Here is a 24,233-nt window from a genome sequence, read left to right as displayed (position 1 = left end):
GCAGCGGTTTAATTCAGTTGTGGAGGATGATGGGAATGAACGAGAAGCAAGTGGTGAAGGCGCTCGGCATGATTTGTTTGCTGGCGGGGATCGCGCGGATCGGAATGACGCCGACCTCGATCATTTGGGGGACGGACAGCGTGCAGGAGCTGACGTTCGGGCTTATCGCCTGCGTCCTGATGTCGGTCGGAACGATCGCCACCTATATGGTACAATCGCGGGAAACTGGGGTGACCGGCTTCGTCACTACGCTCGCGATCATTATCGGCAATATCATCACGACGGCGATGGTATGGTCCGCGTTCGCTTCGGGCGATCCCGCAACGAATCCGGAAGGTGTGCTCATTACTGTTTCCCGGATGATCAACATGATCGGATTCATGGGGGGCACGCTGGTATTCGCTATTCTTACATTCCGTGCGAAAGTGTTTCCCAGATGGGTGGCGGGTTTGCTTGTGCTAATGATCTTAGGCGCATTTCTTCCCGTCGAGGATAACAAATGGTTCGCCTTTTTCTGGGGATTGGCCTATGTGGGGATGGGGTATTGCATCTGGGCGGAAAAGCTGAATAACGCTTCGGCCAAATCCGAAGCAGGCGGTACGATGAGCCTGTGAGGGCGGTCGGCTGAATGGGATGGGCAACGGGCCTCTTTGCGATAAAGAGGCTCTTTTTGTTGTACGTTGGCAGCGGAATCGCAGCATCTGATTGATCGAAATGCAAAAACTCCTAGCCTTCCCGCGATCGCATGGAGTGGTGAAGGGAAGCGGAAATGTTTTATGATAGAGGTATCATAAAACGAAGCGAAGGAGCGGACTCGGATGAATATTCGGGATAAGGCAAGCACGGGGATGCCCGGCATCGATCAGGCGATCGACAAGCTGAGACTCGGCGACAATGTCGTATGGCAGGTCGACACCGTAGCGGATTATAAACGGATGGTGGAGCGGTTCGCCGAACAGTCGAAGCGGGACGACAGGAAGCTCGTCTATGTCCGGTTCGGCGATCATGAGCCGCTTCTGGAGGACGGAGATGCCGACGCGACATACCGGGTCGAGGCGGAGAAAGGGTTCGAAAGCTTCGCTACGGCGGTGCACACGTTGATCGAGCAGGAAGGCCGGAAGGCGTTTTACGTGTTCGACAGCTTGACGGATTTGCTGCAGCATTGGCATTCCGATTTGATGATCGGCAATTTTTTCAAGGTGGCGTGCCCTTTTCTGTACGAGCTGGACACCGTCGCCTATTTTGCGATCATCCGCAACGCGCATACGTACGGCACGATCGCCAGTATTCGCGAAACGACGCAGCTGCTGCTCGAACTGTACCAGGTCGATGGCAGCTATTACGTTCATCCGCTCAAAGTATGGAACCGCTATTCGCCTACGATGTTTTTTCCGCATCTGATCCGCGGCGAGGAGGCGGTTTGCATTACGGCCAGCACGGAGACGGCCGAGCTTTTCTCCAGCATTCAGCGCGGCGGGGAACGGCTCGACTATTGGGATATTTTGTTCCAGAAGGCGACGGAGGCGCTGGCGCTCGCACCCGAGAAGCGGGAGGAGACGAAACGGCTGCTCATGTCGATGATGATCGGTCCCGAATCGAGAATGTCGGAGCTTTGCGACCGTTATTTTACGTTGGAGGATATATTGGCGATCGCCTCGCGCGAGATCGGAACAGGCTTTATCGGCGGCAAAAGCGTCGGGATGCTCGTCGCGAGGAAAGTGCTGGAGCGGGAAGGGGGGGACCGGTTCACCCCCTATATGGAGCCCCACGATTCGTTCTACCTGGGGACGGACGTGTATTATACGTACATCGTGCAGAACGGCTGGTGGAAGCTGCGGACGAAGCAGAGAACGCCGGAGGGCTATTTCCGCCACGCGCCGGAGCTGAAGGAAAACTTGCTTCGCGGCAAATTTCCGGAGAAGATCCGGGAGAAATTGATGCAAATGCTCGAATATTTCGGTCAATCGCCGATTATCGTCCGCTCCAGCTCTTTGCTCGAGGACAATTTCGGCAACGCCTTTGCGGGCAAATACGAGAGCGTCTTCTGCGCCAATCAGGGCACGCCGGAAGAACGATTCGAGGCGCTGGAGCAGGCGATCCGCACCGTGTACGCCAGCACGATGAACGAAGATGCGCTGCAATACCGGATGAACCGGGGGCTGTTCGAGCGGGACGAGCAGATGGCCATTTTGGTGCAGCGCGTATCCGGGGACCATTATGACGATCATTTTTTTCCTCATCTTGCCGGTGTGGGAAACTCCTCCAATCTGTACGTATGGGACAAAAGCATCGATATGGACGCGGGCATGCTTCGGCTCGTGTTCGGGCTCGGCACGAGGGCGGTGGACCGCACGGTCGGAGATTACGTGAAGATCGTTAGCTTGGACAACCCGCAGCGCAGTCCGCTCATGCACGCGGAAGATTACCGGAAATATTCGCAGCACGACGTCGATGTTCTTTCCCTGAAAGAAAACGCGCTGACGAGCAGACGGCTGGAGGACGTCCTGGCCGTTGACTTGAAGGCGGACAAAGAGCTGTTCGCTACGCAAGACTATGAAACGATGCAGCGTTTGCGCGAGCTCGGCTATTCGGACCGCAGTGCGCCGCACCTGCTTGATTTTCAGAAGCTGCTCAAGCATTCCGAATTCCCGGGACTGATGCGGGATATGCTGGCGCTGCTGTCCCGCGTTTACGATTATCCGGTCGATATTGAGTTTACGGCGAATTTTACGAAGGACGACCAGTTTAAGGTCAATTTGCTGCAATGCCGTCCGCTGCAGACGCGGGGCTTGGGCAAGTCCGTCGAGATGCCGACGGCGGATCGGGAGCGGAATCTTTTCTTCGAGATTAAAGGGAATTTTATGGGAGGTAATGTGCGGCTTCCTATCGACTATGTCGTCTATGTCCGCCCCGAGCCCTATTTGGCGTGCACCGAGCAAGGGAAATATGCGGTAGCCCGACAGATCGGCGTGATCAATGCGGCTCTGAAAGGGAAGCAGGTGATGCTGATCGGCCCGGGCCGATGGGGGACGACTACGCCTTCGCTCGGGGTCCCCATACGTTTCTCGGAGCTTAGCAACATGTCCGTCATATGCGAGGTGTCGTCGGTCGAGGCGGGATTTATGCCGGAGCTGTCTTACGGCAGCCACTTTTTTCAAGATCTTGTGGAGTCGGGGATCTTTTACGCGGCTATTTTCGATGGGCGGGACGACGTGAAGTTTCAGCCTGCCCGCGTGCTGGAACGGCCGAACCTGCTGATGTTCCCGAACAACGAACAGCTGTCGGACGTGATCCATATTGCCAAAACGGACGGCATGGAGCTGTTCTCGGACATAGTGACGCAGCGGCTTATATGTCTATAAGTCCCGCCAGAAGCAGCTCGTTCACGAGCTCCAGATTCGTGCGGCCGTCCTCGTTCCGAAACGGGGGGCGATCGCGGAAATAGTCGGCATGCCCGCCGATAATCGGAACGGGCGCCCGTAGTCCCGGAGCGAGCTTCAGCGGATTCCAGCGCGGGACGCCAAGCCCGCTTCTCTCCCAGCCTCCCCAGCTGCCGATGCGGCAGATCGGATCTTTCGCGGCCCCGGTCGCGGGATGGACGGCATATAGGTAGCGGACCCGGGCCTGAAGCTCCGGTGGAACGGCAGAGCGCGGGCAGCCGATCTGCACGATGTGCACGTCGAGCCCGGGCAGCCGCGCCCCGAGCAGCGATGCCGCATGTACGGCCGCGACGCCGCCTCCGCTATGGCCGATCAGGAGCAGCGCATCGACGCCGCTCAAGTCGCCGAACGACCCGATCAGGCTGCGGCCGCCGATCGACCGCTCGAATGCTCCGCGCCTTATCGACATATCCCGGCGAACTTGGCGGATTTGCTTGAGAAGACCGCAGCTCCAATCTCCATATGGGAACGACAGCCCCGAGCGCGCGACCTGCAGCCGGGTATTGTGTTCCAGCAGCTGAACGGCAGCCGCGAGAATATCCTCCATAAACGTAGGCGACGTATAAACTCCCGCCGCGGCGAAGATGGCCGCTTTACCTGCTTCTGTTCTCGAAAGCTTCAGCATCGACGATCCTTTCCATGGCGCTTGGATGAGTGGAGCGGAACAGCCGGACGAACCACGGCGGGTTCACCTCGTCAAGCGTCGCCACCGACAGCATCTGCTGCATGCTGACCGCACTGGCGGATCGGCCGATCAGCTGCTCGGCATAGCGGTCCGCCGCGCTCTCGGCCTGCCGGGATACCGCATTCGAGAACGGCAGCGAGACGAAGGAGAGCACCGACAGCAGCAGCAGAATAAGCGGAAGAGAGGCTGCCTGACCGATCTGCCGGATCCCCCACCTATGCCCCCAGGTGCGGATGATGATGCGAATTATTATACTTCCGAGCCATAGCATCGCCAAAGAGCCGCCCACCGCTCCCAGCACGCTCCATTCCAGGTGGTGCATCTTATAATGCCCGATCTCATGCGCCACGATCATCATAATCTCGTCGTCGTTCAACCGTTTCAGCGTCGTATCCCAAATGACGATCCGCAGGCTGGGGCCGATTCCGTCGACGTAAGCGTTCAGCGCGTTCGTCTTCGTGGACATGTCGACCTCGAACACTCGCTCCGTCGGAATGCCGGCATCGGCGGCCAAACGCTCGATCTTTTGCGCGAGCGCGGAATCGGACAGCGGGGAAAACCGATTGTACAGCGGATCGATCACGACAGGTTGAATGTACATCAGAAACAGCGTAAACGGGATGGACAGCAGCCACAGCTTCAGCCACCAGCGGCCTCCCTTGCGGATGAACCAATAAGCTACTGCTGCGACGACGAGCATCATAAGCGTATCGATGCCGAAGGCGACGAGCTTGTCGCGCAGCCATCCCGCGAACGGTTGGGTGGAGATGCCGTTGCTGCGCGAAAGTGTGTAACCGGTAAACCGGAGCGGCAGCCGCACGACGAAAGCAATCGCGTTAATGAGTATAACGATGGCGGCAAGGCGTCCCGCAAAAGGAAGGCGGGTATGCTCCAGCTTCTCCTCCCAGCGCTTGGCAAATCCGCCGAACAGCAGCACGATATAGATGCCCCATTCCCACGGATACGACACGAAGAACAGCCAGTTGCGCTGGGCGGAATATACTTCGCTCATTTTTAACTGCTCGGCAGTCATAAACGTTGCAGGGTCCGCCGGCGTGCCTTTGTAGATGTCTGGCACTGTATTCGCCGATGCCATCCATAGGAGGAGGCCGATTACGGCGGCGTAGAGGACAAAGCTAATGTAATAAAGGCGTATGGGCTTGTTCAATGGCGGTCCCTTTCCTTTCGTTACCTTTCCCGTCCGTCCGATCCGGGATTTTCCATCTCCATCATAGCATTCGACGAAGGCGCAAAAAAGAGTTATGCTCGCAGTAGTAGGGTTCCCACTTAGCTGGAAAGTAGGTGAATGCAATATTTTATGACGAGGGAGGGCTGCCAGTGGGTCAACTCGTAATTCGATGGGCCGATCTGGGCGATTGCCGGGATTTGGGGCGCGTACACTCGGAGGCTTATCGCAGCGCCTATAAAGGGATTATTCCGGATCATTACTTGATGCGGGTTACTGCGGATACCCGGGAAACGTACTATCGGGAAACGTTGGGCAATGGCTGCGAGAAAATCGCCATACTGATGGAGAATCAAGCGGCGGCCGGTGTTTTGGTAGTAGGGGAATGCCGCGACGACGATTTGGATGCTTCATACGGCGAGATTTCGAGCATCTATATGATCGAAGACGTTTGGGGAAAAGGATACGGCAAAGCCTTTCTCGGATGGGGAATGGAACGGCTGAAAGAACTCGGATATTCCAATGTATCCTTATGGGTGCTTGAGGAAAACAAGCGCGCGCGGAACTTCTACGAGCGGTTCGGGTTCTGGAGGGATGGGGCCGAAAAAACGATAACAAGAGGGACCCGGCTCGTTCAAATGAGGTATATATATTCAATCGATACCTGAAAGGTATCCACCCCTTCCGCGTATCCTTTGCCCGGCTTCTGTCAATGCTTGGGATAGAACGATGGAGGCAGGTGGACAAGATGAAAGCATGGATCGTCGCCGGCACGATACTGATACCCGTACTTATTGTCGTGCTGCGCCGTTTGTCGGGGCAATTGGGGCTGTTGGCTGACGCTGCTGCGGTCGTAAGCGCATTCGGATTCGGCATTCTTTCCGCATTTGCGGTGCTCGACATCCGTCGGCACGATACGGTCTACTCTACGGAGGTGCACCGGCTGTTCGACAGCTTCTGGTTTTTGGCGTTCGGCGGCTATTTGGGGCTTTACTTGATAAGTCTCCTGCTATGGAGCGCCTTCAAGACGTTCCGGCGCGAGCCGTCGTAGCCCGCTTGTGTTGGAAATAAAGACCTCGCTGTCAATTGAATAAGAGCCGCCAAAGACTGTTATTTCGCTCGGCAGCTCTTACCCGCCTGCCACCTGCGTCCGTCCATCCTCATTGCAGGATGGACTCCCCTTGCTGCTACTCTTGTCCTTTATTAGCCCATGTTGCGATATACCAATGGTTCCCGAAGGGGTCCTCGACACCTCCCGAGCGTTCGCCGTAGTCATGATCTTGCGGAGGGTACAAGGACCGCGCTCCCGCATTAAGCGCTCGAACGTACGTCGCATCCGCGTCCTCCACATAGACGTGAAGCGCATTGCGCATTGACGAGAAGTTCTCGTCGGAACCTCCGCCGAGCTCCACCACGGAATCCCCAAGCCTACATGACGCGTGGCGAACGTCGCCTTTCGCATCAACATGACGTTCGAGCAATTCCGCGTCGAACACTTCCCTAAGAAATTCGATCAGACGGTCTGCCCCATTGACGATCAGATACGGGGTGAGGCTGTGATATCCTTCCGGCTTCCACGATGCTTCCATGACAAATCCCTCCATTTGGCTTAGAATTGGTTATATCATAAGATGATTTGCCTCAAAAGTATTGTAAAAAATTGAAGTCGTTTCGTACCTCCAGCCGAGAAGGGAGATGCTCATGCAGCTGCATCTGTGCAGGCCGTCGCCGGCGCTGCGGAAATGGATCGATCGATATTGGATATGCGAAGGCTATCTTCCGTTGCATGAACTGGAATATAAGCTTCCCGATGCCCATACGAGCCTGATTTTTAATTTGCGCCATGACCGCCTCCGGATTTACGGGCAAGGAACGCCCGATCGTTATGAGCAGATGCCGGGAGCGATCGCAGCCGGGCCCAAGACGTCGCGTTATTGGTTGAATACCGCGTGTCAGAACGCTTGTCTCGGCATTGAATTCAAGCCAGGCGGAGCTCATCCGTTCTTGGGCGGTTGGATGTCGGTGCTGCAGGACGGCGATATTCCATTGCAAGAAGCGATAAAGCATCCGGACACAGTCAACCTGCGGTGCGAGCTTTCCGAGCTGTCGGTGCCGATGGAACGATTTCAGCGCGTGGAACAATTTCTTATCGATTGTCTGGCCAGGCAGATCGATATTCCGAGAGGCCATTCCGCCGTCGCCGCCGGACTGCGAGTGTTAGCCGAAAATCCCGCAGCTTTCCTTGTTCGCGACATGGCGGACTTAGCGAACCTCAGCGCAGAACGGTTTATTCAGCTGTTCAAGCGGGAAACCGGTTTGACGCCGAAGCAATATGCCGGAGTCGTCAGATTCCAACGGGCGGTGGAACATCTTCGCCGCAAACCGGAGGTTGACAGCCTGGAGCTGGCATTGGCTTGCGGATACTATGACCAGCCGCATTTCAACCGGGACTTTCGCTTGCGTTCCGGCATGACCCCGAAGGATATGTTGCGTCGCCGCGACATCGTATTCAACCACGTCCCCGTTTAAAGGGAGCGGATGTTCCGATTTCCGGTGTCGGAGAGCGGAGTTCAAAAAAAAGACAGTCCGGTCATGCCGGACTACCACAGTTACTCGTCGACACCTATTCGGATCGATTGGCCGAAATCCCGCGTCCCGATCCCGGATTTTCCGTTACCCTTTTAGCGATAACAGCCACTCCTCATAACAATCGTGGTACAGCACCTCGAAACGTTCTTCAGCCAGATTCCATCATTTCTTCGTTTCGATTTTTGGAATTGTCCAATTTGTGATTTTGTTTGGCATGAACGGGGCCGTCGATTTCGATTTCGTTTTGGTTTGCCAAATCTTCAGCACGGACCGTTTGCTCCAATTGCTCGGTTCCGATCTGTCTCGTTTGCTTGTCCATATGGTATACTTCCTCCCGGTTTACAGACCTTCTTGGTCTTGTTTTTCGATATGGCCTTTAATCGCGGCTATGGCGTCTTCTTCGGAACCTTGGATCGGGTCCTTATTGTCTTCCACGATATTGCGGTTATCGTATTGTTCGTTCTTCCTGTTTACAGGCGCGAAATAATCATTGTGCTTTTCCGTCATACCGGTCTCCTTTCAAACTCATTGTCAGATTTCCGAATTAGTATTTGTAATGGGTTTTCCGTTATTCAAATACAGTCTTCCCCTTGGAAAAGCATCAGCCTCCTGAAAACGGAATCTGAGCGCAAGGCGGCCTAGGGAGTCTCAGATGTTCTATGGATGTATGGGTCGCTACAGGAGAAAATTTTCCAATATGTATTGAAGGAACGGACGGCAAGTAGTATGATTTACGGGGAACGTAATTCTCCATACAAGAACATAAGAACAACGTTCTATATAATAGAACAATTCCGATTGGGAGGCCTATTCATGACATTCAGCAAAGGCAATAAAATCGTATTCATCGGCGACAGCATAACGGACAAAGGTAGAAAAACCGATCCGTTGAAGCTGGGCGCGGGCTATGTCCGGGTGCTGCACGACTACTTCGTCACGGCTCGCCCCGAGCTGTCTCTAGAAATCATCAACGAAGGAACGAGCGGCAACCGGGTCATCGATCTGCAGAAACGGTGGAGGCTCGACGTGCTGGACCATAAGCCGGACTGGGTGTCCGTATCGATCGGGATCAACGATGTATGGCGGCAGCTTGACTCCCCGGACGCCGAACAAGTATATCCCGACCGGTATGAGAGCGTATACCGCTCCCTGCTTCAGCAGACGATCGCGGAAGTGCCTGGTTGCCGGTTCATCCTGATGCAGCCGACAGCGGTCAAGGAAAACCCGGAATCCACCGGTAATCAGATGCTCAAGCCTTACGTTGAAATCGTCAACCGGCTGGCCGTCGAATTCAATGCGATTCTCGTTCCTACGCATACTGCGTTTATCGACTTCCTTCAGAGGGGAACGGGCAAATCGTTGACGACGGACGGCGTACATATGACAACGCTTGGCGATATGCTGATGGCTACGACCTGGTTGAAAGCGGTTGGGGAATAATCGGTTTTTATAGGAAGTTTCGTTCGGATGGAAGCCGCGCATAGCCGCGGCTTTTTTTGTTGAAAGCCTTGAACCCGCAACCGACAACTGCTAATCTGGCTATAGTCCATCAGGGGATACCAATACGGGAGGCTGACCAAAATGAACGACTGGAATGCGCTCGGCGCAGCCGAATTGAACGAACTCTTAGCGGAACGGCAAGCTATATATGAAGAGTACCGAAATCGGAAGCTGAAGCTGGATATGTCGAGGGGCAAGCCTTGTCCGGAGCAGTTGGATTTGTCTATGGGCATGCTTGATGCGCTGAAAGCCGGTGACGTTATGAACGCCGAGGACGGCTCGGACACCCGCAAATTATGGCGGGCTTGACGGAATACCGGAGGCCAAGCGGCTGTTCGCGCAAATGCTGGAAGTCCAAGCCGACGAAATCATCGTAGGCGGCAGCTCCAGTCTGACGATGATGCACGATGCGATATCGAGAGCGATGCTGCACGGAGTGCTCGGCAGTGTCGCCCCCTGGGGAAAGCTCCCGGCGGTCAAATTTCTTTGTCCGAGTCCCGGGTACGACAGACATTTCGCCATATGCGAGCTGTTCGGCATCGAAATGATCGTAGTGGACATGAATCACGACGGACCGGATATGGATACAGTCGAGAAGCTTGCCGGCGAAGACGAATCGATCAAAGGAATATGGTGTGTCCCCAAATACAGCAATCCGGACGGCATTACTTATTCGGACGAGGTTGTGGATCGGCTGGCGGGCATGCGCACGAAAGCCGGAGATTTCCGGATTTTCTGGGATAACGCTTATGCGGTCCATCATTTGAGCGACCGGTCGGACCGACTGAAGCCTATACTCGAAGCTTGCCGGGCGGCGGGGAATCCCGATCGCGTCTTTCTATTCAGCTCCACGTCGAAGATCAGCTTCTCGGGCGCGGGTGTAGCCGCCATGGCTGCGAGCGCCGCCAATTTGAACCATATCCGCAAGCAGCTTTCGGTCCAAACGATCGGGCCGGACAAAATCAATCAGCTCCGGCACGTCCGTTTCTTCGGCGGCATGGACGGCATCCGGGCGCATATGGACAAGCATGCCGCTATCATAAAGCCGAAGTTCGATACGGTAATAAGCTTGCTCGAGTCGGAGCTCGGCGACAAACGAATCGCATCGTGGAACGAGCCGAACGGCGGATACTTCATCAGCCTGAACACGCTGGACGGGTGCGCCAAGGAAGTAGTGGCGATGGCAGCCGTTGCGGGCGTCACCTTGACCAAGGCGGGGGCAACATTCCCGTACGGTCATGACCCGAGAGACCGCAATATCCGGATAGCGCCTTCGTATCCGACGACGGCCGAACTGAAGACGGCGATCGAAATTTTGTGCTTGTGCGTACAGATCGTAAGCGCTAAGAAGCTATTGTCGGGGCAGCGATGATCGCGCCAGTCAATGGAAGGCAGCGGAGAGGAGCAATTCATCTATGAACTGGATCATGACGTTAATTGTGCTGCTCGGCGGAGCGGCTACGGCGGTACAAGCCGGAGTGAACGGCGTACTCGGGCGGAAGGTGGGCACGCTTGAAGGAGCGTTTACTTCGTTTCTGATCGGGACGGTGGCGCTGTTTCTCATCATGATGTTTCTCGGCAAAGGCAATGTGCTGCAGATCGTTTCGCTGCCGAAGTGGCAGCTGACCGGCGGACTGCTCGGGGCGCTGTACATCGTCGGCATGGTGTTCGCCGTGCCGAAAATCGGCGTCGCCTCGGCCATGGTCGCCGTTATCGCGGGACAGCTGCTGACGAGCACGATCATCGACCATTTCGGCCTGATCGGCGGGAAGACGATCCCGATCGACTGGCAGCGGATAGTCGGGATCGTGCTGCTCGTTGCCGCGCTGTTCCTGTTTTATAAAAAGTGACGCTTGACCGCATCGAGGATATGCAGGTAATACGTCTCTCCGTGCGGCACGAAATCGCTGCGCCGAAGAAGGCGGCTGACGGGAACGAGTCGGCCGTCTTCTCCTTTTTCCAGGCCGTTCGCCGGTACGGTTTCATTCTCGCCTGCAAATAACCGCGACGCTTCCGCCGCATCGACCCGTACGAGTCCGACGACTTCATCCGGCTGCAGCCGGTACTGATCAAGCGGAAGGTCGGCTTCGTACAGAAACGTGTGGTAAAACTCCCGGTCGATCAACTCCCGGTAGCGCATCTCGACGGGGAGCGTGCCGATCGGGGTCAAATCGGCGAAAGGAACGTTAAGCCCAAGCTCCTCCTCCAGCTCGCGAATGCCGTCCTCCACGCTTTCTCCCGCAAGCAAATGTCCTGCGGACGTGATGTCGTACTTGTTCGGATGCGTGTCCTTGTCCGGGTGCCGCTTCTGGAACAGCAGCGCCGGTCCGTCGTTCCCCCGTGTCACGATCCAGCAGTGGAACGTCTGATGCCAATAGCCGTTCGTATGCGTGTCTTGGCGTGTGGCGGTGCCGATATGATTCATGTGCTCGTCGAAAATATCGAATAATTCGTGTTTCATGAGAGCCTCCGTCGTTTGCGTGTATTCTCGTTCATTATAGAATAACGGGCTTGCTTGTGAACAGACTGAAGGAAAAAAGTAGAACCGGAGGGAGGAGGCGTGTTTGTGAAGATGTCCCTGTATCTGCTTATTACAAGCTACGGGACCGCGCAATTGCTGAACGTTCGGAACGGCAATGCGCTACTTGTCGCTGTCGTCATCTCCCTGCTCCTGATTTCGGTGGCGCCTCGAAGCGTCCTCTCCGTAATGGAATTCGCCAATCAAGTCTGGATCCGTTACGTGTTTCCAATCAACATATTCGGGCTACCCTTGCTAATGCTGATTGTAGCGCGCATACGACGGGTATAGTCCGCTATTTCAGCGCTTCTTTACAAGGGTCGGACATATCTTTGTTCTCAATCAGGTGAAGCAGAAGGCTGAAAAACTGTTTACGCTGCTCCGCCGATAAATTTCCAAGCAGTTTCTCCGCTATTTCCGCCTGAAGCGCGAGAACGTCGTCAATATTCGTTTGGGCAAGCTCTGTAAGCCGGATTAGAGTGGCACGCCGGTCGGTCGGATCGGGTACCCGGACAAGCAGATTATCTTGTTCGAGCGCGTCAACGAAGTCGGTTACGGTGCGGGCTTTAATCCCTAACTTGGCCGCCAAATCGCTCATGCGGATTTGCCCCGATTCCGCAACGATTGACAAGAGACGCAGTCTTGGCCCCGAGATCGGGTAAGGAATCTGAAGTGCGGCCAACTGCGCGTCAAAATCTCTTTGGATGGAATGGGTTGCCCTGACCAATACGTGAATAACGTCGATCGCCGCAGGATAATCCGAATGGGGAAACATAAGCACCCTCCTTGACATTAGTGAGCTTCCTCAATAATATAATAATGAGCATACTCATTATATCGTATGCTCATTATATCGCTTCCGCTATTTCTATTGTAGCCGTTTATGTGCCGGAAGCAAGCTGAGCGAACAAGGAGGGAAAGTGATGAATGAAGCGGCATTGAAAAACGCCGACAAGCTGCTTCGCGTACTTGTCGTTACCTTATTATTCTCGGTTATGAACGGCACCATGTTCAACGTCGCGCTCCCCGAGATCGCCAAACAGTTTCGGCTTCTGCCTTCGGAGGTGAGCTGGATCATGACCGGGTATATGGTCGTCTATGCGGTGGGATCGATCGTGTTCGGGAAGCTTGCGGACAAATACCGCCTGAAGGATCTGCTGACGTACGGATTGACTTTATTCGCGCTCGGCTCGGTCGTCGGCCTGCTCTCCGCCAAATACGGGATGATCATTGCCGGGCGCATCCTGCAGGCCGCCGGAGCATCCGTACTTCCGGCAACAGCCATGATTATACCGATCCGCTATTTTCCGCCTGAGAAGCGGGGGAGGGCACTCGGTACGTCGGCTGTCGGCCTTGCGCTAGGCAATGCGCTAGGCCCTGTCGTTGCCGGGGTGATTACGAGCTTCGGGAGCTGGCGTCTATTGTTCGTGCTGTCGCTGCTCCCGCTGCTCACTTTGCCATTTTTCCGCAAATATTTGGATGACGGGAAGGGGAACGCGGGACGGATCGATTTTCTCGGCGGAGGGCTGCTCGCCGCCGCAGTCGCGCTTTTTTTGCTTGCGATTACTCAAGGGGGCTGGATGCCGCTCCTTGGGGGGCTTGTTCTGCTGGTGTTCTTTTTCGCGAGAATCCGGACGGTCTCCGATCCGTTTATTCGGCTGGAGCTGTTCCGGAACAAAAAGTTCTCCATCGGCTTGATTCTGGCATTCATCACGGCGGCGTTCAGCTTCAGCATGACGTTTATGACACCGCAATTTTTGGCCGCCTTAAACGATTTGTCTCCCGGTACGATCGGCTTCGTGCTGTTCCCGGCGGCGATTGCCGCCGCGGTAATGGGTCGAAAGGGCGGCAAGCTGGCTGATGAGCGAGGCAATGCCGCACTCGTGTACAGGGCTTCCGGACTGATCCTTGTTTGCTTCGCTCTCCTATCGACTATGGTCGGTGCTTCCCCCTACTTGATTGCGATCATTCTCATATTGGGGAATGTGGGGCATACTTTTATGCAGATCGCGATGTCGAATACGATCTCGCGGACATTGCCGAAGGAGGTGACCGGGGTAGGCATGGGGCTGTTCTCGATGCTGAACTTCATTTCCGGAGCGATCGCCATGAGCCTGATCGGGAAAATGATTGACCGCGAGTCCGCCGGCTTTGCTCTCAATCCGGTTGTGACGAATAAAGCTGCTTACGTATACAGCAACATTTTCGTCGTTTTATCCGTGATGATCGTAATTGTTGCAGCACTGTATCGTTGGAGGTTCGGGGCTGCCGCCACCGCGTCGAAATCAGAAGCCGCGTGATCCAGCGTAAAAAAAAGCAAGGGTCGAGCACGAACTGCTCGACCCTTTTGCTTTGCTATTTTTCAGAAATCCGGGTTCCCCATTTTGCCGGCTTGGAAATCTTGGAACGCCTCGATAATTTCCTCCCGGCTGTTCATGACGAACGGGCCGTGCTGGACTACGGGCTCGGCGATAGGCTCGCCGCTCAACACGATCACAAGCGCATCGTCGGTCAACCCTTCGATTAGAATGCGTCCCGGGCTGTTGCCGAACAATATAAAATCATTTTCATGGACGACTTTGTCTTCGCCTACTTTGACCGAACCGCGCAGTACAAGAGCGGCCGTATTGAAGGAGGCGGGAAGCTCGAAATCCGCTTTGCCGTTCCGGTTAAATGAAATGTCGAACAGATGAACGGGGGTGAACGTTTGCGCGGGACCTTTCACCCCGTCGTATTCGCCTGCGATAATGCGCACGGTTCCTCCGCCGCCCGGCAGCTCCGCTCTGCCCATTCGTTCCTTCGGCAGCTCCTGGTATTTCGGCGCATTCATTTTGTTCGCGCGGGGAAGATTAACCCATAGCTGGATCATCTGGAACAGCCCCCCGCGTCTCGAGAACTCGCGTTCATGGTACTCTTTGTGCAGCAGTCCCGAGCCCGCGGTCATCCATTGTACGTCACCGGGGCCGATTACGCCGTGGTTGCCTTTATTATCGTGATGCTCGATATAGCCTTCGTAGGCGATGGTCACCGTTTCAAACCCGCGGTGCGGGTGGGCTCCTACGCCCTTCACCTCGGCACTCGGCGGAAATTCGAACGGCGCGTTGTAATCCATCAAGATAAACGGGCTGAAACGTTGTTGAAAGTTATTTCCCGAAGGGAAGTAGTTGGTTACGCGGAAGCCGTCACCTACCATGTGGAAGGGCGCTCCTTTAAAAATGCCTTCGATCGGACGGAACGTTGTCATATGCAATCTCTCCTTTATATAAATGTTGTTGCGTTTTATATCTTGATTTCATAAATCTTAATTTAAAGATAAACCATTTTTTTATTTTCGTCAAGCGGTGAAAATGGGCTGTTTCGGCCATGCAGTCCTAACGCTCAAATGTGGTAATATGATATCATTGTTTCATTTCAACTTGGCTGCCATTTGAACGGAAGGGGTACGCGAATTTACATATGCATATTGGATCATCGGGGGATAAAGAGATAACGGAGCCGAATGTCGCCATGATCGCGGCTATGGATCGGAACCGCGTTATCGGCTTCCGCAATACGATTCCGTGGCGGCTGCCGGCAGAGCAGCAATATTTCAAGCGCATCACGATGGGACATACCGTGCTGTCGGGCCGGATCAATTATGAGGCGATGAAGCGGCCGCTTCCGGGAAGGACCAATGTCGTGCTGACGCGCGACCCGCAGTTCCCGGCGGAAGGCTGCGAGGTTGTAAGGTCGGTAGACGAGGCGCTGGCACGGTATGTGGGAAAACAAAATACCCCGCTGTTCGTGATCGGCGGGGAGCAAATCTATAGGCTGTTTTTGCCTTATGCACATACGCTGTACTTGACCGTCATCGAGGATGAATTCGAGGGGGATACGTACTTCCCCGAATGGGACCGTGCGGAATGGACCGAAATATTCCGCGAGCCGGGGGTTACGGATGAGCGGAATCCTCATTCGTATACTTATTACGTGTTTCACCGTAATCGGAAGAAGTCGGAAAATAATCAGTCTGGAAGATGATACGGACCGGATCCCCGTCCAAGTTACCGCAACCGGTAGCGGACCGACCAGAAGCAGGTCGCGGCTCGAACGTGCAGGTCGGCGGCGTAAGGAGAGAACAGCGCAGTTAGTTCGTCGCTATTATAATAATTTTTCAGTACTTCATGACGGGAGCCGTCCGCGAGCGTACGGAGCTTGTACGTATCCTCCTCGCCATCTTTGTGAAGCAGCTCGCCGCCGACACCTTCTACATAGCAATTATCGGCCATGTAGACGACCGCTCCGGAGTCGAGCCTAGCGTGAAGCCCGGTCACAAATTCGCCGATTCTCGCCTTCGGCACATGGGAGAGCCAGAAGTTGGCTAATCCGGCGTCATACGTTCCCGGTACTCGTTCCAAAGCGTAAGCATCCGCTTGAAGAAAACGGACCTTTGCCGAAGGCAAGCTTTTGGACGCGGCTATATCGAGCGTCTCCGGAGTGAGGTCGCAAGCCGTAACGTGGTCGGCGGACTTGGCCGCCCGCTCCGTCCAATATCCGGTACCGCATGCGACCTCCAGCACGCGGCGGCCTTGCAGGGCGTTCGTCATTTCCCGTTCCAGATCGGCAAGCTCCTTGCTGCGGACCGGATCGTCGCGGTGATAAATGCGCTCGTATTCGCTTGCTCGTCGGCTGTAATATTGCTGCATCGCTCAACCTCCCGATTATATGCACCCATGCGGGGTGCGGTACGTAAGCGGCTGCGGGGCCGTTACTTCGGAAGAAGGCGCTATCCGCAGGCCGTATACCATCATAGCCCGGCAGAGCGTTTTGTCAAGCGGTATTTTGCTTCAGGTGCGCTTCGTGCGTCGAATTTCTTCCATTTCCTTGCGCATCCTCTCCCGGTAGCGCATCTCGACGCGGATCGAATAAATAAAGCCGATAAGGCCGAGAACGACAACAGCTACAATGATCGGAATGCCGTAACTGGGCAGCACGTTAATGATTCCCCCTAACTGTTGGATGAATAAGAACTTCTTTCCATAGCTTATATTTCAAATTATACACTATCAATTGAATAATCTTCAACTATATATTGAAGAAAATTCAAATCTCTTATACTGAATGTCAGAGGTGATAGAAATCATGACTTTCGGTGCGAGATTGAAAAGCGCCAGAAACAGCAAGCGGCTCACCCAGCATCATGTGGCCGATACGCTTGGCCTCAATTTTACGACAATTTCCAAGTACGAGAACGATAAATCCCAGCCCGATAACGAGATCTTGCAGAAGATGGCCGTCTTGTACGACGTATCGATCGACTGGCTGCTTACCGGAGAAGCGGGCGGAGCCGCTGCGGCCGGAGGCAAGGCGAAAATGTATTTCGGCGGTGAGGTCGAGGAGCTGACGGAGGAAGAAGCCGAGCATCTGCGCGACAGCCTGGAAATGTTCCGGCTGCTGAAGGAGAAGCGGGCCAAGTACGACAGCGGTAAAAAATCCGATAAATAACGAAAGTAAACCGAACATCATTACATAAGCCGCATTCCCGTTGTCGCGAGAGTGCTTTTTGGCGTTTCCGCAGCGAGTCGCGTCGAAGCGGTCAGATCGAGTCGATCAGATGGTCCGACAGCTCGCCTACGAACAAGGAGGCGGCAAGAGACAGCGATGGGGCATCGGCCGAGACGACCCCGATCGACCGTTCCGGTACGGGCTCCAAGGTGCGGATTTCCAGCAGCGCCCCCGATTCCAGCTCTTTATGGACGAAATCGCGGGTCACGAAGCAGACGCCCATGTTGCGGGCGGCGAATTCGATGCTGAGATCGACGCTTCCCAGCTCGACTTCCGGCTCAAGCTCAAGCCCATGCGTCTGCAGATACGCCCGCAGAAACGTGCGGGTCCGGCTCTCCGCAGACAGCATGATGAGCGGTTGACGTACAACCTCCCGCAGCGAGACCGGCGATTCCGCCAGACGTGCGTAGGCAGGCCCCGCGACGAAGCAATCGCGGATCGTCCTTTGCGCCGTTACGCGGGCCGCCTCTCCGGCCGGCATATGCACGATGCCGCAGTCGATCGCGCCCGCATGCAGACGATTCAGCAAATCCTCGCTTTTGCCGTGCGTCAAGCAGATCTTGATGCCGGGATGACGGTTGCGGAACGATTCGAGAAACGGCAGCACCACGTATTTGCACAGCGAATCGCTCGCGCCGAGTCGCACGACGCCGGACAAGTACGATTTCATCTCCCCGATTTTCCGTTCACCTGCTTGCAGAAGCCCGAACGCCTGCTCCACGAAACGAAGCAGCACCCGCCCTTCCTCCGTCAACTCCACGCCTTTCGATTTTCGAACGAGAAGCTTGACCTCAAGCTGCTCCTCCAGCTGCCGGATCGCATAGCTGGCGCTTGGCTGGGTCATGTACAGGTCTTCGGCCGCTTTCGTAATGCTGCCGTTAAGGGCGGCCCGGTGAAATACTTTGTAATGGTCCAGTACGCTCATTGATATAGAACACCTCTATGTGATGGATACAAAACATCAATTATCTATATATCTTATCCGGCTTTATAATGAAAGACAAGCGGACAGCCGCAGAACAACAGGTAAAGGAGTAATGGCGATGAGTAGAAAGGAACCGGATTACGAAGCAAGGTCGCCGTGGTCGGCGCTGCACGACGTCGAGGAGGCGCGGCTCGATCCGCCGCGGCGGCCTCCGGAAGCGGTAAGCGTCACCGCTCCGGGCAGCAAAAGCATGTCCAACCGGGTACTGATCATGGCAGCCATGGCCGAGGGCCGTTCGATCGTCCGGAATATTCTGCGAAGCGACGACACGTACTGGTGCATCGATGCGCTCCGCAAGCTTGGCGTTCAAATGGAAGTAACCGATGAAGAAGTGCGGATCGAAGGGACCTCGGGAGTATGGCCGAACCGGAAGGCCGTGCTTTATGCGGGAGCGGCGGGAACGATCGCGCGATTTTTGCCGGGTGCGCTTGCGGCGGGGGTGGGCGAGTGGCGTCTCGCGGGGAGCGCAAGCTTGACCGTCAGGCCGATCGAGCCGTTGGTTCGTGCGATAAACGTCCTTGGAGGGAACATCCGTTACGAGGAGCGGGCAGGCCGGCTGCCGATTATCGTCGAGGCGGCCGGGCTCGGCGGCGGACGTGTCGAAATATCGGGAGCGGTCTCAAGCCAATTTGTGAGCGGAGTGATGTTGGCGAGTCCTTATGCCGCCGGTCGGACGGAGATTATCGTGCCGGGAGGCATCGTCCAGCATGCGTATGTCGGCATTACCGTCGACCTGATGCGGCGGTTCGGCGCCGAGGTAACCCATGGGGAACGGTTCGAACGGATAGAGGTGCAGCCCAAGCGGTACTCGGGGCAAACGGTCTCGATCGAAGCCGACGCGTCGACGGCTTGCTACTATATGGCCTACGCGGCGCTCACGGGAGGAAGCGTCCGGATCGCGAATTTGAATCCGGATACGCTGCAGCCGGATATCGGATTCACGGATCTTTTGCAGCGGATGGGGTGCGCCGTACGGAAAGGGTCGGATGGAATCGAGGTGCGGGGGCCCGGGCGATTGCGCGGGGGATTTGCCGTGAGCATGAGAGAAATGTCCGATCAGACGATGACGCTGGCGGCCATGGCGCCGTTCGCCGACGCACCGATCGCGATAACGGACGTGGCGCATATCCGTCATCACGAGAGCGACCGGATCTCGGTGATGTGCGAATCGCTTCGCCGGCTCGGCATCGCCGTGGAGGAGCGGGAGGACGGGCTGACCGTGCATCCGGGTGTTCCGGACGGAGGCGCAGCCGTCCTGGATACGTACGACGACCATCGGGTTGCGATGTCGCTGGCCCTGATCGGCGCGAGAGTGCCGGGAATCCGTCTTAGCGACCCGGGTTGCGTATCGAAGACAAGTCCCGCGTTTTTCGATGAAATGAAGCGGCTCGGCCTGCAGGTGCGGTTCAAGCGGAGAGGCGAAGCCGAGAACGGATAAGCCGCAAGGCCGCGGCGACCGGTATATTCGCTGTGTCCGCGGCCTTCAGGTTATGACGATATCGTCAACGATCCCCCGATTCGAGTAAATATTTGGCGAAGCCGACCGGATTCGAATAAATTTGCTGAAATGTATCCGGCATATTTCCTTGCTGGAAGCTGTAACGCAAATCGCGTCCGTTGCATTCGATAAACATAGGAAAACCGTGCTCCGTCAAGCCGACATCAAGTCCTATGTCCGCTAGCTGCGGCAAAAACCGGCTCAAGTGGTACGCCACCCGCAGCGAAAAATCGCTGATTCCGTGCCGGACCGCTTCCTTATGCAAATTCGGGTACGCTTCGAGCACTTTATCGAGCGTATATACGACGCCACCCTGGGCTACGTTTGTCCGGAATGCGCCCGGCTTGGCGACCTTTGCGGCGATCCCGGTTATTTGCCAATCCCCGGTTTCGTTGCGCTGGACGGATACCCGAAGATCGAACGGCCTGCCGTTATAGGTGGCGAGCGGCAGCAGCTGCTGCACGAGATAAGGCCGTGATTTCAGCTTGCGGCGGATGACGGCGGGCAATGTTTCCCGGAAGGCGATCGCCCTTCCTTTGGCGGCTCCGTGCAGCAGCCACCCGTGCTCCGTCCGTTCCAGCTTCATGATGCCCATGCCGATGCTGCTGCTGTTCGGCTTCAGGATGAGCCTCGGAAATAAGGCCATCATTTCCTTGATAGCCGAAGGGGTCGCCTCGCGGGTATGGGGCAGATGAGGCCGGAGCGTCGGTTCCGTCATGAGCAGCTGGTGAATGTACCCTTTGCCGTACCGGTTCCATTCGTTGAAAATCCGTTTCCCGTCCTCCACGAGACGCCGGATCGCGAGCTTCGGCCGTTTCCTCGTATACAGCGTCCGGTTGTGTATGACCGCCGGAGCGGGTATGCGGCATCGTTTGTACCCTTCTTCCGTCTTGACGTACGCGGTAATAAACGGCTGCCCCGGATGAATGTCCTTCAGCCGGAAATAGCAAGGGGTGACGCCGTGAAGCTTCCCGGCTTTTTCATAACAGGGCAGCGATTCGTGGTACGTACGGCCGTTCGGGATTCGCCGGTACCAGGAGTCGCCCACGAGAATGCCGATAAATCGTTGGTCCATGGCTGCTTCTTCACCTCCCGTATACCGTATGCGCGAGTGCAAGTCCCGGACTGGACGAGTGCGGTTAGGCGAAAGCGTACGTATGCCGGACAGGCCGGCGCGGGCGGTTCGACGCGAGCGCGGCGGCGTATAATCGGCTTTCGTTTCCATATACTAACAGGGCATGTCTATAGCGGGAAGGAAAGGATGGTGTCACGTGGGCCGCAACCAAGCGAACAATAACGGGAAAAGAAGGCAGCCGGGCAATAAAGGCGATTCGGAAACCGCACAAGCCGGCACTTCGAAAGAGAAGTAAGCTCCGAGGCTGCTAGGAAGGGCCGAGTCCAAAACCGTCTGAAGCACGATAGCATGGCGAATCGGTCCGCACGGGCCGGCTTGACCGGCTTGTGCGCCGCAGGCGGTTTTATTCTTGTTCGGGAAATCGGGCAGCCAACTTCTGCGGATCGCGGGGAACTTATCGATTCGTGCCGCCGCCGGATGTCAGCCCGCCCTTTGCCCGCATATGATGTATGGTCGGGAGGAGATGCAAGATGCCGCAAACCCGCATCATCGTCGATTTATCGGATCGCATGCTCCATCTGCTGGAGGACGATCGCGTCGTCCAGTCGTACCCCATCGGCATCGGCAAGATGCTGACCGCCACTCCCGAGGGGGAGTTCAAAGTGATCAACAAAGCCCCCAATCCGGGAGGGCCGTTCGGGGCTTATTGGATCGGGCTATCCAAGAAACATTACGGCATACACGGCACGAACGATCCTTCTTCCATCGGCAAGCTCTCATCGCACGGATGCATCCGCATGTATAACCGGGACGTCCTGCAGCTGGAGCGCCGGGTACGGATCGGGACGCCCGTCACGATCCGGCAGTAGACCGGAGTGCCGGCGCCGTAAACCGAAAGGAGGTGAACGCCTTTGTCCCGTATACGGGTCGCGATCGTTACGCCCGGCACCTTCGCCGTTCCTTCGGGGAGAAGCAGCTCGGTCGAGCTCGTTGCCATGCAGGTCGGGGAACGACTGAAACGATACGCCGATGTCCTCGTGCTCGGCAAAAAAACGAAACGGCTGCCGATCCGGGAGCAGCGCGGCGGCATCCGGTTCATACGCCCGCCCGCCAGGCCGTACATCGGTCAAGTGTCAAGGGTGCTGAGAAGAGAGGGGCCGGACATCATTCAGGTGGAGAATCGCCCCCGCTATGCCCGTTTCGTCAAGAAACGGCATCCGGATAAGCGGGTCGTGCTGTCGCTCCATTCGACCTCATTCATATCCAAGCCGCACATTTCCGCGCCCGTTCTCCGCGATTGTCTTCACTCCGCCGATGCGATCGTAGTGAACAGCCATTATTTGAAGGAGCGGGTCGTTTCCGAGGACGAATCGCTCGCCCCGAAAGTCGTAGTGAACCATCTCGGAGTCGATACCGACCGCTTCGTGTCCCGATGGTCGGAAACGGAGCAGGCCAAACGGGCGGAGCAGCTCGGCAAGCTGGGGCTGTCGGGCAAAAAAATTATCGTTTACGCAGGGCGGTTCATCCCGATAAAAGGCGTGCATCATCTCGTCGCCGTTATGCCCGTCATTGCGGCGATGGAGCCGGATGCCGTACTGCTGCTGATCGGCGGGGCCTATTACGGCTCGAACCGGCAAACCACTTACGTACGGCGGCTGCGGCGAATGGCGCAGGTCGTGAAGGAACACGTCCGCTTCGTGCCTTTCGTATCGCACAACGATATTCCGGCATGGTTCCGTCTCGCCGATGCCGTCGTCGTCCCCTCGAACGAACAGGAGGCGTTCGGACTCGTCAACGTCGAAGCGATGGCGTCGGGAGTTCCGGTAATCGCCGCCGCGTCGGGCGGAATGAAGGAAATTATCGAGCATGGCCGTTCCGGGCTGCTGGCCGCCCCGGACAAACTTGCCGAAGAGCTCGTTCAGCACGTATGCTCGGTACTGGCCGATCCGGAGTACGCGAGAAGCTTGGGCGAGAACGGTATAGAGCGGGTGCGGGACAGCTTCACTTGGCAGCATACGGCGGACCGGCTGCACGAGCTGTACAACAACCTGAAGCAAACCGGAACGCCGAACCGGTAAACGGCGGCACGGCAAAGAAGCGGCTCCTCTCCACCGTGGAGAAAGAGCCGCTTCTTTTTCGTGCACATGGTCATAATTGGGCCAGTTCTTTCCGTACGATTTCGCGCCGTTCTTGAATGTAGCGCCGAATGAGCTCGGGCTCCCCTTCGAAGACCCGAATGGGCCAGTTCCGGGTATGATCGCGGTATATGCTGTCGGCGATCTGGCCGTGCATGCTTTTTACAATCGGCATAATGTTTTGTTCGGTAAATTTCGTTTGCACGATGTCGGCAAGAAGACCGGCATACCGCTTCCGGACCGTCGTGTCGGCTAGCAGCGCTTCGGTTAGCGCATTGTAGCCCGTAATTCGCACCAGATCGCTCGCGCATGGCTTGCCGTAGCAATTCCGGCCCCAGGTGCCCTCGTAATCCCAAGGAATGATTCTGTATTTGCCCGACGTCTTATGTTCATACAAAGCGTAGTTTTGATCGAACCCGTCGTAATTGTTCGTCAGCACCGCGCCGGCGAGCCAACGCAAATAATTCGCAATGTCCAGCCTCCGGTTCAAATAAGCGCGCAGCCGCGTGCCTTTAAGCCGGTGAAGGCTGCGGATAAAGCTCTGCACTCTCGAACGGCCGGCAGCGGTGCCGATGACGAGCGTGTATCCGTCGAACAGCGTTTTTTTGCGTCTGCCGGTTTCGGGACTGATAAGCGAGAAATTCGCGCTGTCGTTGTCCGCATACACAAGGGTGGATACGGCAATGTTTCTGCGTCGGAAAAAGGTCCGGTTTACGGCTTCGATCAACAAATAAACGCCTTCGCTCTGCCCGTTGATCCTGAGCGTGCAGTGACGGGTAGACGGGCTCGGTACGCCGATCGATACGAAGAACCGGAAAGAAAGCGCATTGCGGATCATCGACGGATCGTCATACTCGGCGTTGAAATGATACGTTTTACCGTCAAGGCGGACTTCATACGATTTCTTCGGATAGGTCCGCGTATGGCCTCCCCGATATCGGATGCGGATCGGAACCAGTTTTCCTTCGTGGGCCAGGTGACCTTTCACGAATGTTCCGCTCCATATGTTTTTTTTCATCGTGTTTTTCTCGTTCGTCCCGATGAGAATGTTGTACTCGGCCAGTGCCATATGCTTCGT

Annotated in this window: 27 protein-coding genes and 1 pseudogene; 15 read left to right on the top strand and 13 right to left on the bottom strand. The window is 56.0% G+C overall.

Annotation, left to right across the window (positions count from 1 at the left end; all coding sequences use genetic code 11):
• Nucleotides 1-35 precede the first annotated feature (35 nt).
• Together FE783_RS02575 and FE783_RS02570 are read left to right on the top strand one after the other, a co-directional pair.
• Nucleotides 36-614 (top strand): hypothetical protein, encoded by a 579-nt coding sequence (locus FE783_RS02575; RefSeq protein ID WP_138877730.1) that lies wholly within the window; start codon nucleotides 36-38, stop codon nucleotides 612-614.
• A 204-nt stretch (nucleotides 615-818) separates the two neighbouring features.
• Entirely contained in the window at nucleotides 819-3,362 is a 2,544-nt protein-coding gene (locus tag FE783_RS02570; protein WP_138877729.1) for a PEP/pyruvate-binding domain-containing protein, read from the top strand.
• Here the strand turns inward: FE783_RS02570 and FE783_RS02565 are convergent.
• The gene (locus FE783_RS02565; RefSeq protein ID WP_138877728.1) at nucleotides 3,349-4,065 is read right to left on the bottom strand and encodes a hypothetical protein; all 717 of its coding nucleotides are present in this window, start codon (nucleotides 4,063-4,065) and stop codon (nucleotides 3,349-3,351) included. The genes FE783_RS02570 and FE783_RS02565 overlap by 14 nt on opposite strands.
• Complete coding sequence (locus FE783_RS02560) at nucleotides 4,034-5,293, bottom strand: M48 family metallopeptidase (protein WP_238402827.1); 1,260 nt, start codon at nucleotides 5,291-5,293, stop codon at nucleotides 4,034-4,036. The genes FE783_RS02565 and FE783_RS02560 overlap by 32 nt, the downstream gene beginning before the upstream one ends.
• 170 nt (nucleotides 5,294-5,463) lie before the next feature.
• Here FE783_RS02560 and FE783_RS02555 point away from each other — a divergent pair, with 170 nt between their 5' ends.
• Both FE783_RS02555 and FE783_RS02550 read left to right on the top strand, forming a co-directional pair.
• A complete protein-coding gene (locus FE783_RS02555) occupies nucleotides 5,464-5,979 on the top strand; it encodes a GNAT family N-acetyltransferase (RefSeq protein WP_138877727.1) in 516 nt (171 codons plus the stop codon).
• A gap of 80 nt (nucleotides 5,980-6,059) precedes the next feature.
• Complete coding sequence (locus tag FE783_RS02550; RefSeq protein ID WP_138877726.1) at nucleotides 6,060-6,362, top strand: hypothetical protein; 303 nt, start codon at nucleotides 6,060-6,062, stop codon at nucleotides 6,360-6,362.
• A gap of 136 nt (nucleotides 6,363-6,498) precedes the next feature.
• Here the strand turns inward: FE783_RS02550 and FE783_RS02545 are convergent, their stop codons facing one another.
• Entirely contained in the window at nucleotides 6,499-6,900 is a 402-nt protein-coding gene (locus FE783_RS02545; RefSeq protein ID WP_158301586.1) for a VOC family protein, read from the bottom strand.
• 112 nt (nucleotides 6,901-7,012) lie between these two features.
• Between FE783_RS02545 and FE783_RS02540 the strand changes: the two genes are divergently transcribed.
• Nucleotides 7,013-7,840: a helix-turn-helix domain-containing protein gene (locus FE783_RS02540; protein ID WP_158301585.1), complete on the top strand. Its 828-nt coding sequence runs from the start codon at nucleotides 7,013-7,015 to the stop codon at nucleotides 7,838-7,840.
• Nucleotides 7,841-8,048: 208 nt separating this feature from the next.
• Here FE783_RS02540 and FE783_RS37380 read toward each other — a convergent pair whose 3' ends face one another.
• On the bottom strand, nucleotides 8,049-8,219 hold the full coding sequence (locus tag FE783_RS37380; protein WP_158301584.1) for a hypothetical protein: 171 nt from the start codon (nucleotides 8,217-8,219) through the stop codon (nucleotides 8,049-8,051).
• 20 nt (nucleotides 8,220-8,239) lie between these two features.
• Entirely contained in the window at nucleotides 8,240-8,407 is a 168-nt protein-coding gene (locus FE783_RS37885; RefSeq protein WP_202916113.1) for a hypothetical protein, read from the bottom strand.
• A 306-nt stretch (nucleotides 8,408-8,713) separates the two neighbouring features.
• Here FE783_RS37885 and FE783_RS02535 point away from each other — a divergent pair, with 306 nt between their 5' ends.
• The 3 genes and pseudogenes from FE783_RS02535 to FE783_RS02525 all read left to right on the top strand — a co-directional run bounded on the left by FE783_RS02535 (nucleotide 8,714) and on the right by FE783_RS02525 (nucleotide 11,250).
• Nucleotides 8,714-9,340, top strand: a complete 627-nt coding sequence (locus FE783_RS02535; RefSeq protein WP_138877723.1) for an SGNH/GDSL hydrolase family protein — start codon at nucleotides 8,714-8,716, stop codon at nucleotides 9,338-9,340.
• Between the two features lie 141 nt (nucleotides 9,341-9,481).
• Nucleotides 9,482-10,772, top strand: a pseudogene (locus tag FE783_RS02530) (aspartate aminotransferase type Ic).
• 43 nt (nucleotides 10,773-10,815) lie between these two features.
• Nucleotides 10,816-11,250 carry a DMT family transporter gene (locus tag FE783_RS02525; protein ID WP_138877722.1) on the top strand — a complete coding sequence of 145 codons (435 nt, stop codon included), beginning with the start codon at nucleotides 10,816-10,818 and terminating at the stop codon, nucleotides 11,248-11,250.
• On the opposite strand, the gene FE783_RS02520 is transcribed toward FE783_RS02525, so the two are convergent.
• Nucleotides 11,238-11,861 carry an NUDIX hydrolase gene (locus tag FE783_RS02520; RefSeq protein WP_138877721.1) on the bottom strand — a complete coding sequence of 208 codons (624 nt, stop codon included), beginning with the start codon at nucleotides 11,859-11,861 and terminating at the stop codon, nucleotides 11,238-11,240. The genes FE783_RS02525 and FE783_RS02520 overlap by 13 nt on opposite strands.
• 105 nt (nucleotides 11,862-11,966) lie before the next feature.
• On the opposite strand from FE783_RS02520, the gene FE783_RS02515 reads away from it, so the two are divergent.
• Entirely contained in the window at nucleotides 11,967-12,209 is a 243-nt protein-coding gene (locus FE783_RS02515) for a hypothetical protein (RefSeq protein WP_138877720.1), read from the top strand.
• A 4-nt stretch (nucleotides 12,210-12,213) separates the two neighbouring features.
• Here FE783_RS02515 and FE783_RS02510 read toward each other — a convergent pair whose 3' ends face one another.
• Complete coding sequence (locus FE783_RS02510) at nucleotides 12,214-12,693, bottom strand: MarR family winged helix-turn-helix transcriptional regulator (RefSeq protein WP_138877719.1); 480 nt, start codon at nucleotides 12,691-12,693, stop codon at nucleotides 12,214-12,216.
• Nucleotides 12,694-12,841: 148 nt separating this feature from the next.
• Here FE783_RS02510 and FE783_RS02505 point away from each other — a divergent pair, with 148 nt between their 5' ends.
• Complete coding sequence (locus FE783_RS02505; RefSeq protein ID WP_138877718.1) at nucleotides 12,842-14,218, top strand: MFS transporter; 1,377 nt, start codon at nucleotides 12,842-12,844, stop codon at nucleotides 14,216-14,218.
• A 62-nt stretch (nucleotides 14,219-14,280) separates the two neighbouring features.
• On the opposite strand, the gene FE783_RS02500 is transcribed toward FE783_RS02505, so the two are convergent.
• Nucleotides 14,281-15,162, bottom strand: coding sequence for a pirin family protein (locus FE783_RS02500; protein WP_138877717.1), 882 nt, complete (start codon nucleotides 15,160-15,162; stop codon nucleotides 14,281-14,283).
• Nucleotides 15,163-15,374: 212 nt separating this feature from the next.
• Between FE783_RS02500 and FE783_RS02495 the strand changes: the two genes are divergently transcribed.
• Nucleotides 15,375-15,938: a dihydrofolate reductase gene (locus FE783_RS02495; RefSeq protein WP_138877716.1), complete on the top strand. Its 564-nt coding sequence runs from the start codon at nucleotides 15,375-15,377 to the stop codon at nucleotides 15,936-15,938.
• A 23-nt stretch (nucleotides 15,939-15,961) separates the two neighbouring features.
• On the opposite strand, the gene FE783_RS02490 is transcribed toward FE783_RS02495, so the two are convergent.
• Together FE783_RS02490 and FE783_RS37375 are read right to left on the bottom strand one after the other, a co-directional pair.
• The gene (locus FE783_RS02490) at nucleotides 15,962-16,603 is read right to left on the bottom strand and encodes a class I SAM-dependent methyltransferase (RefSeq protein ID WP_138877715.1); all 642 of its coding nucleotides are present in this window, start codon (nucleotides 16,601-16,603) and stop codon (nucleotides 15,962-15,964) included.
• Nucleotides 16,604-16,744: 141 nt separating this feature from the next.
• Nucleotides 16,745-16,891: a hypothetical protein gene (locus FE783_RS37375; RefSeq protein WP_158301583.1), complete on the bottom strand. Its 147-nt coding sequence runs from the start codon at nucleotides 16,889-16,891 to the stop codon at nucleotides 16,745-16,747.
• Nucleotides 16,892-17,039: 148 nt separating this feature from the next.
• Here FE783_RS37375 and FE783_RS02485 point away from each other — a divergent pair, with 148 nt between their 5' ends.
• Nucleotides 17,040-17,402 carry a helix-turn-helix domain-containing protein gene (locus FE783_RS02485; protein WP_138877714.1) on the top strand — a complete coding sequence of 121 codons (363 nt, stop codon included), beginning with the start codon at nucleotides 17,040-17,042 and terminating at the stop codon, nucleotides 17,400-17,402.
• 91 nt (nucleotides 17,403-17,493) lie between these two features.
• Here FE783_RS02485 and FE783_RS02480 read toward each other — a convergent pair whose 3' ends face one another.
• Complete coding sequence (locus FE783_RS02480; RefSeq protein ID WP_138877713.1) at nucleotides 17,494-18,387, bottom strand: LysR family transcriptional regulator; 894 nt, start codon at nucleotides 18,385-18,387, stop codon at nucleotides 17,494-17,496.
• Nucleotides 18,388-18,505: 118 nt separating this feature from the next.
• Here FE783_RS02480 and aroA point away from each other — a divergent pair, with 118 nt between their 5' ends.
• Nucleotides 18,506-19,885 carry a 3-phosphoshikimate 1-carboxyvinyltransferase gene (gene aroA, locus FE783_RS02475; RefSeq protein ID WP_202916112.1) on the top strand — a complete coding sequence of 460 codons (1,380 nt, stop codon included), beginning with the start codon at nucleotides 18,506-18,508 and terminating at the stop codon, nucleotides 19,883-19,885.
• A gap of 64 nt (nucleotides 19,886-19,949) precedes the next feature.
• Here aroA and FE783_RS02470 read toward each other — a convergent pair whose 3' ends face one another.
• Complete coding sequence (locus FE783_RS02470) at nucleotides 19,950-21,020, bottom strand: YheC/YheD family endospore coat-associated protein (RefSeq protein WP_138877711.1); 1,071 nt, start codon at nucleotides 21,018-21,020, stop codon at nucleotides 19,950-19,952.
• A 530-nt stretch (nucleotides 21,021-21,550) separates the two neighbouring features.
• Between FE783_RS02470 and FE783_RS02465 the strand changes: the two genes are divergently transcribed.
• Together FE783_RS02465 and FE783_RS02460 are read left to right on the top strand one after the other, a co-directional pair.
• Nucleotides 21,551-21,889, top strand: a complete 339-nt coding sequence (locus FE783_RS02465) for a L,D-transpeptidase (RefSeq protein WP_138877710.1) — start codon at nucleotides 21,551-21,553, stop codon at nucleotides 21,887-21,889.
• A gap of 42 nt (nucleotides 21,890-21,931) precedes the next feature.
• A complete protein-coding gene (locus FE783_RS02460) occupies nucleotides 21,932-23,098 on the top strand; it encodes a glycosyltransferase family 4 protein (RefSeq protein WP_238402826.1) in 1,167 nt (388 codons plus the stop codon).
• A 70-nt stretch (nucleotides 23,099-23,168) separates the two neighbouring features.
• Here FE783_RS02460 and FE783_RS02455 read toward each other — a convergent pair whose 3' ends face one another.
• On the bottom strand, nucleotides 23,169-24,224 hold the full coding sequence (locus FE783_RS02455; protein WP_138877709.1) for a CotH kinase family protein: 1,056 nt from the start codon (nucleotides 24,222-24,224) through the stop codon (nucleotides 23,169-23,171).
• Nucleotides 24,225-24,233 lie beyond the last annotated feature (9 nt).

This window comes from Paenibacillus mesophilus, from assembly GCF_005938385.1.
Classification (GTDB): domain Bacteria; phylum Bacillota; class Bacilli; order Paenibacillales; family NBRC-103111; genus Paenibacillus_AB; species Paenibacillus_AB mesophilus.
Note: the sequence above shows the minus strand (reverse complement) of the source record. Positions and strands in the feature narration are given on the sequence as shown.

What these genes read in the sequence shown, in the direction of transcription:
- FE783_RS37380 (WP_158301584.1), bottom strand. Translation starts at nt 8,219, where the DNA reads ATGGACAAGCAAACGAGACAGATCGGAACCGAGCAATTGGAGCAAACG.
- FE783_RS02525 (WP_138877722.1), top strand. Translation starts at nt 10,816, where the DNA reads ATGAACTGGATCATGACGTTAATTGTGCTGCTCGGCGGAGCGGCTACG.
- FE783_RS02550 (WP_138877726.1), top strand. Translation starts at nt 6,060, where the DNA reads ATGAAAGCATGGATCGTCGCCGGCACGATACTGATACCCGTACTTATT.
- FE783_RS02565 (WP_138877728.1), bottom strand. Translation starts at nt 4,065, where the DNA reads ATGCTGAAGCTTTCGAGAACAGAAGCAGGTAAAGCGGCCATCTTCGCC.
- FE783_RS02510 (WP_138877719.1), bottom strand. Translation starts at nt 12,693, where the DNA reads ATGTTTCCCCATTCGGATTATCCTGCGGCGATCGACGTTATTCACGTA.
- FE783_RS02485 (WP_138877714.1), top strand. Translation starts at nt 17,040, where the DNA reads ATGACTTTCGGTGCGAGATTGAAAAGCGCCAGAAACAGCAAGCGGCTC.
- FE783_RS02470 (WP_138877711.1), bottom strand. Translation starts at nt 21,020, where the DNA reads ATGGACCAACGATTTATCGGCATTCTCGTGGGCGACTCCTGGTACCGG.
- FE783_RS02495 (WP_138877716.1), top strand. Translation starts at nt 15,375, where the DNA reads ATGCATATTGGATCATCGGGGGATAAAGAGATAACGGAGCCGAATGTC.
- FE783_RS02500 (WP_138877717.1), bottom strand. Translation starts at nt 15,162, where the DNA reads ATGACAACGTTCCGTCCGATCGAAGGCATTTTTAAAGGAGCGCCCTTC.
- FE783_RS02505 (WP_138877718.1), top strand. Translation starts at nt 12,842, where the DNA reads ATGAATGAAGCGGCATTGAAAAACGCCGACAAGCTGCTTCGCGTACTT.
- FE783_RS02575 (WP_138877730.1), top strand. Translation starts at nt 36, where the DNA reads ATGAACGAGAAGCAAGTGGTGAAGGCGCTCGGCATGATTTGTTTGCTG.
- FE783_RS02465 (WP_138877710.1), top strand. Translation starts at nt 21,551, where the DNA reads ATGCCGCAAACCCGCATCATCGTCGATTTATCGGATCGCATGCTCCAT.
- FE783_RS02455 (WP_138877709.1), bottom strand. Translation starts at nt 24,224, where the DNA reads ATGGCACTGGCCGAGTACAACATTCTCATCGGGACGAACGAGAAAAAC.
- FE783_RS37885 (WP_202916113.1), bottom strand. Translation starts at nt 8,407, where the DNA reads ATGACGGAAAAGCACAATGATTATTTCGCGCCTGTAAACAGGAAGAAC.
- FE783_RS02570 (WP_138877729.1), top strand. Translation starts at nt 819, where the DNA reads ATGAATATTCGGGATAAGGCAAGCACGGGGATGCCCGGCATCGATCAG.
- FE783_RS02490 (WP_138877715.1), bottom strand. Translation starts at nt 16,603, where the DNA reads ATGCAGCAATATTACAGCCGACGAGCAAGCGAATACGAGCGCATTTAT.
- FE783_RS02535 (WP_138877723.1), top strand. Translation starts at nt 8,714, where the DNA reads ATGACATTCAGCAAAGGCAATAAAATCGTATTCATCGGCGACAGCATA.
- FE783_RS02520 (WP_138877721.1), bottom strand. Translation starts at nt 11,861, where the DNA reads ATGAAACACGAATTATTCGATATTTTCGACGAGCACATGAATCATATC.
- FE783_RS02540 (WP_158301585.1), top strand. Translation starts at nt 7,013, where the DNA reads ATGCAGCTGCATCTGTGCAGGCCGTCGCCGGCGCTGCGGAAATGGATC.
- FE783_RS02480 (WP_138877713.1), bottom strand. Translation starts at nt 18,387, where the DNA reads ATGAGCGTACTGGACCATTACAAAGTATTTCACCGGGCCGCCCTTAAC.
- aroA (WP_202916112.1), top strand. Translation starts at nt 18,506, where the DNA reads ATGAGTAGAAAGGAACCGGATTACGAAGCAAGGTCGCCGTGGTCGGCG.
- FE783_RS02545 (WP_158301586.1), bottom strand. Translation starts at nt 6,900, where the DNA reads ATGGAAGCATCGTGGAAGCCGGAAGGATATCACAGCCTCACCCCGTAT.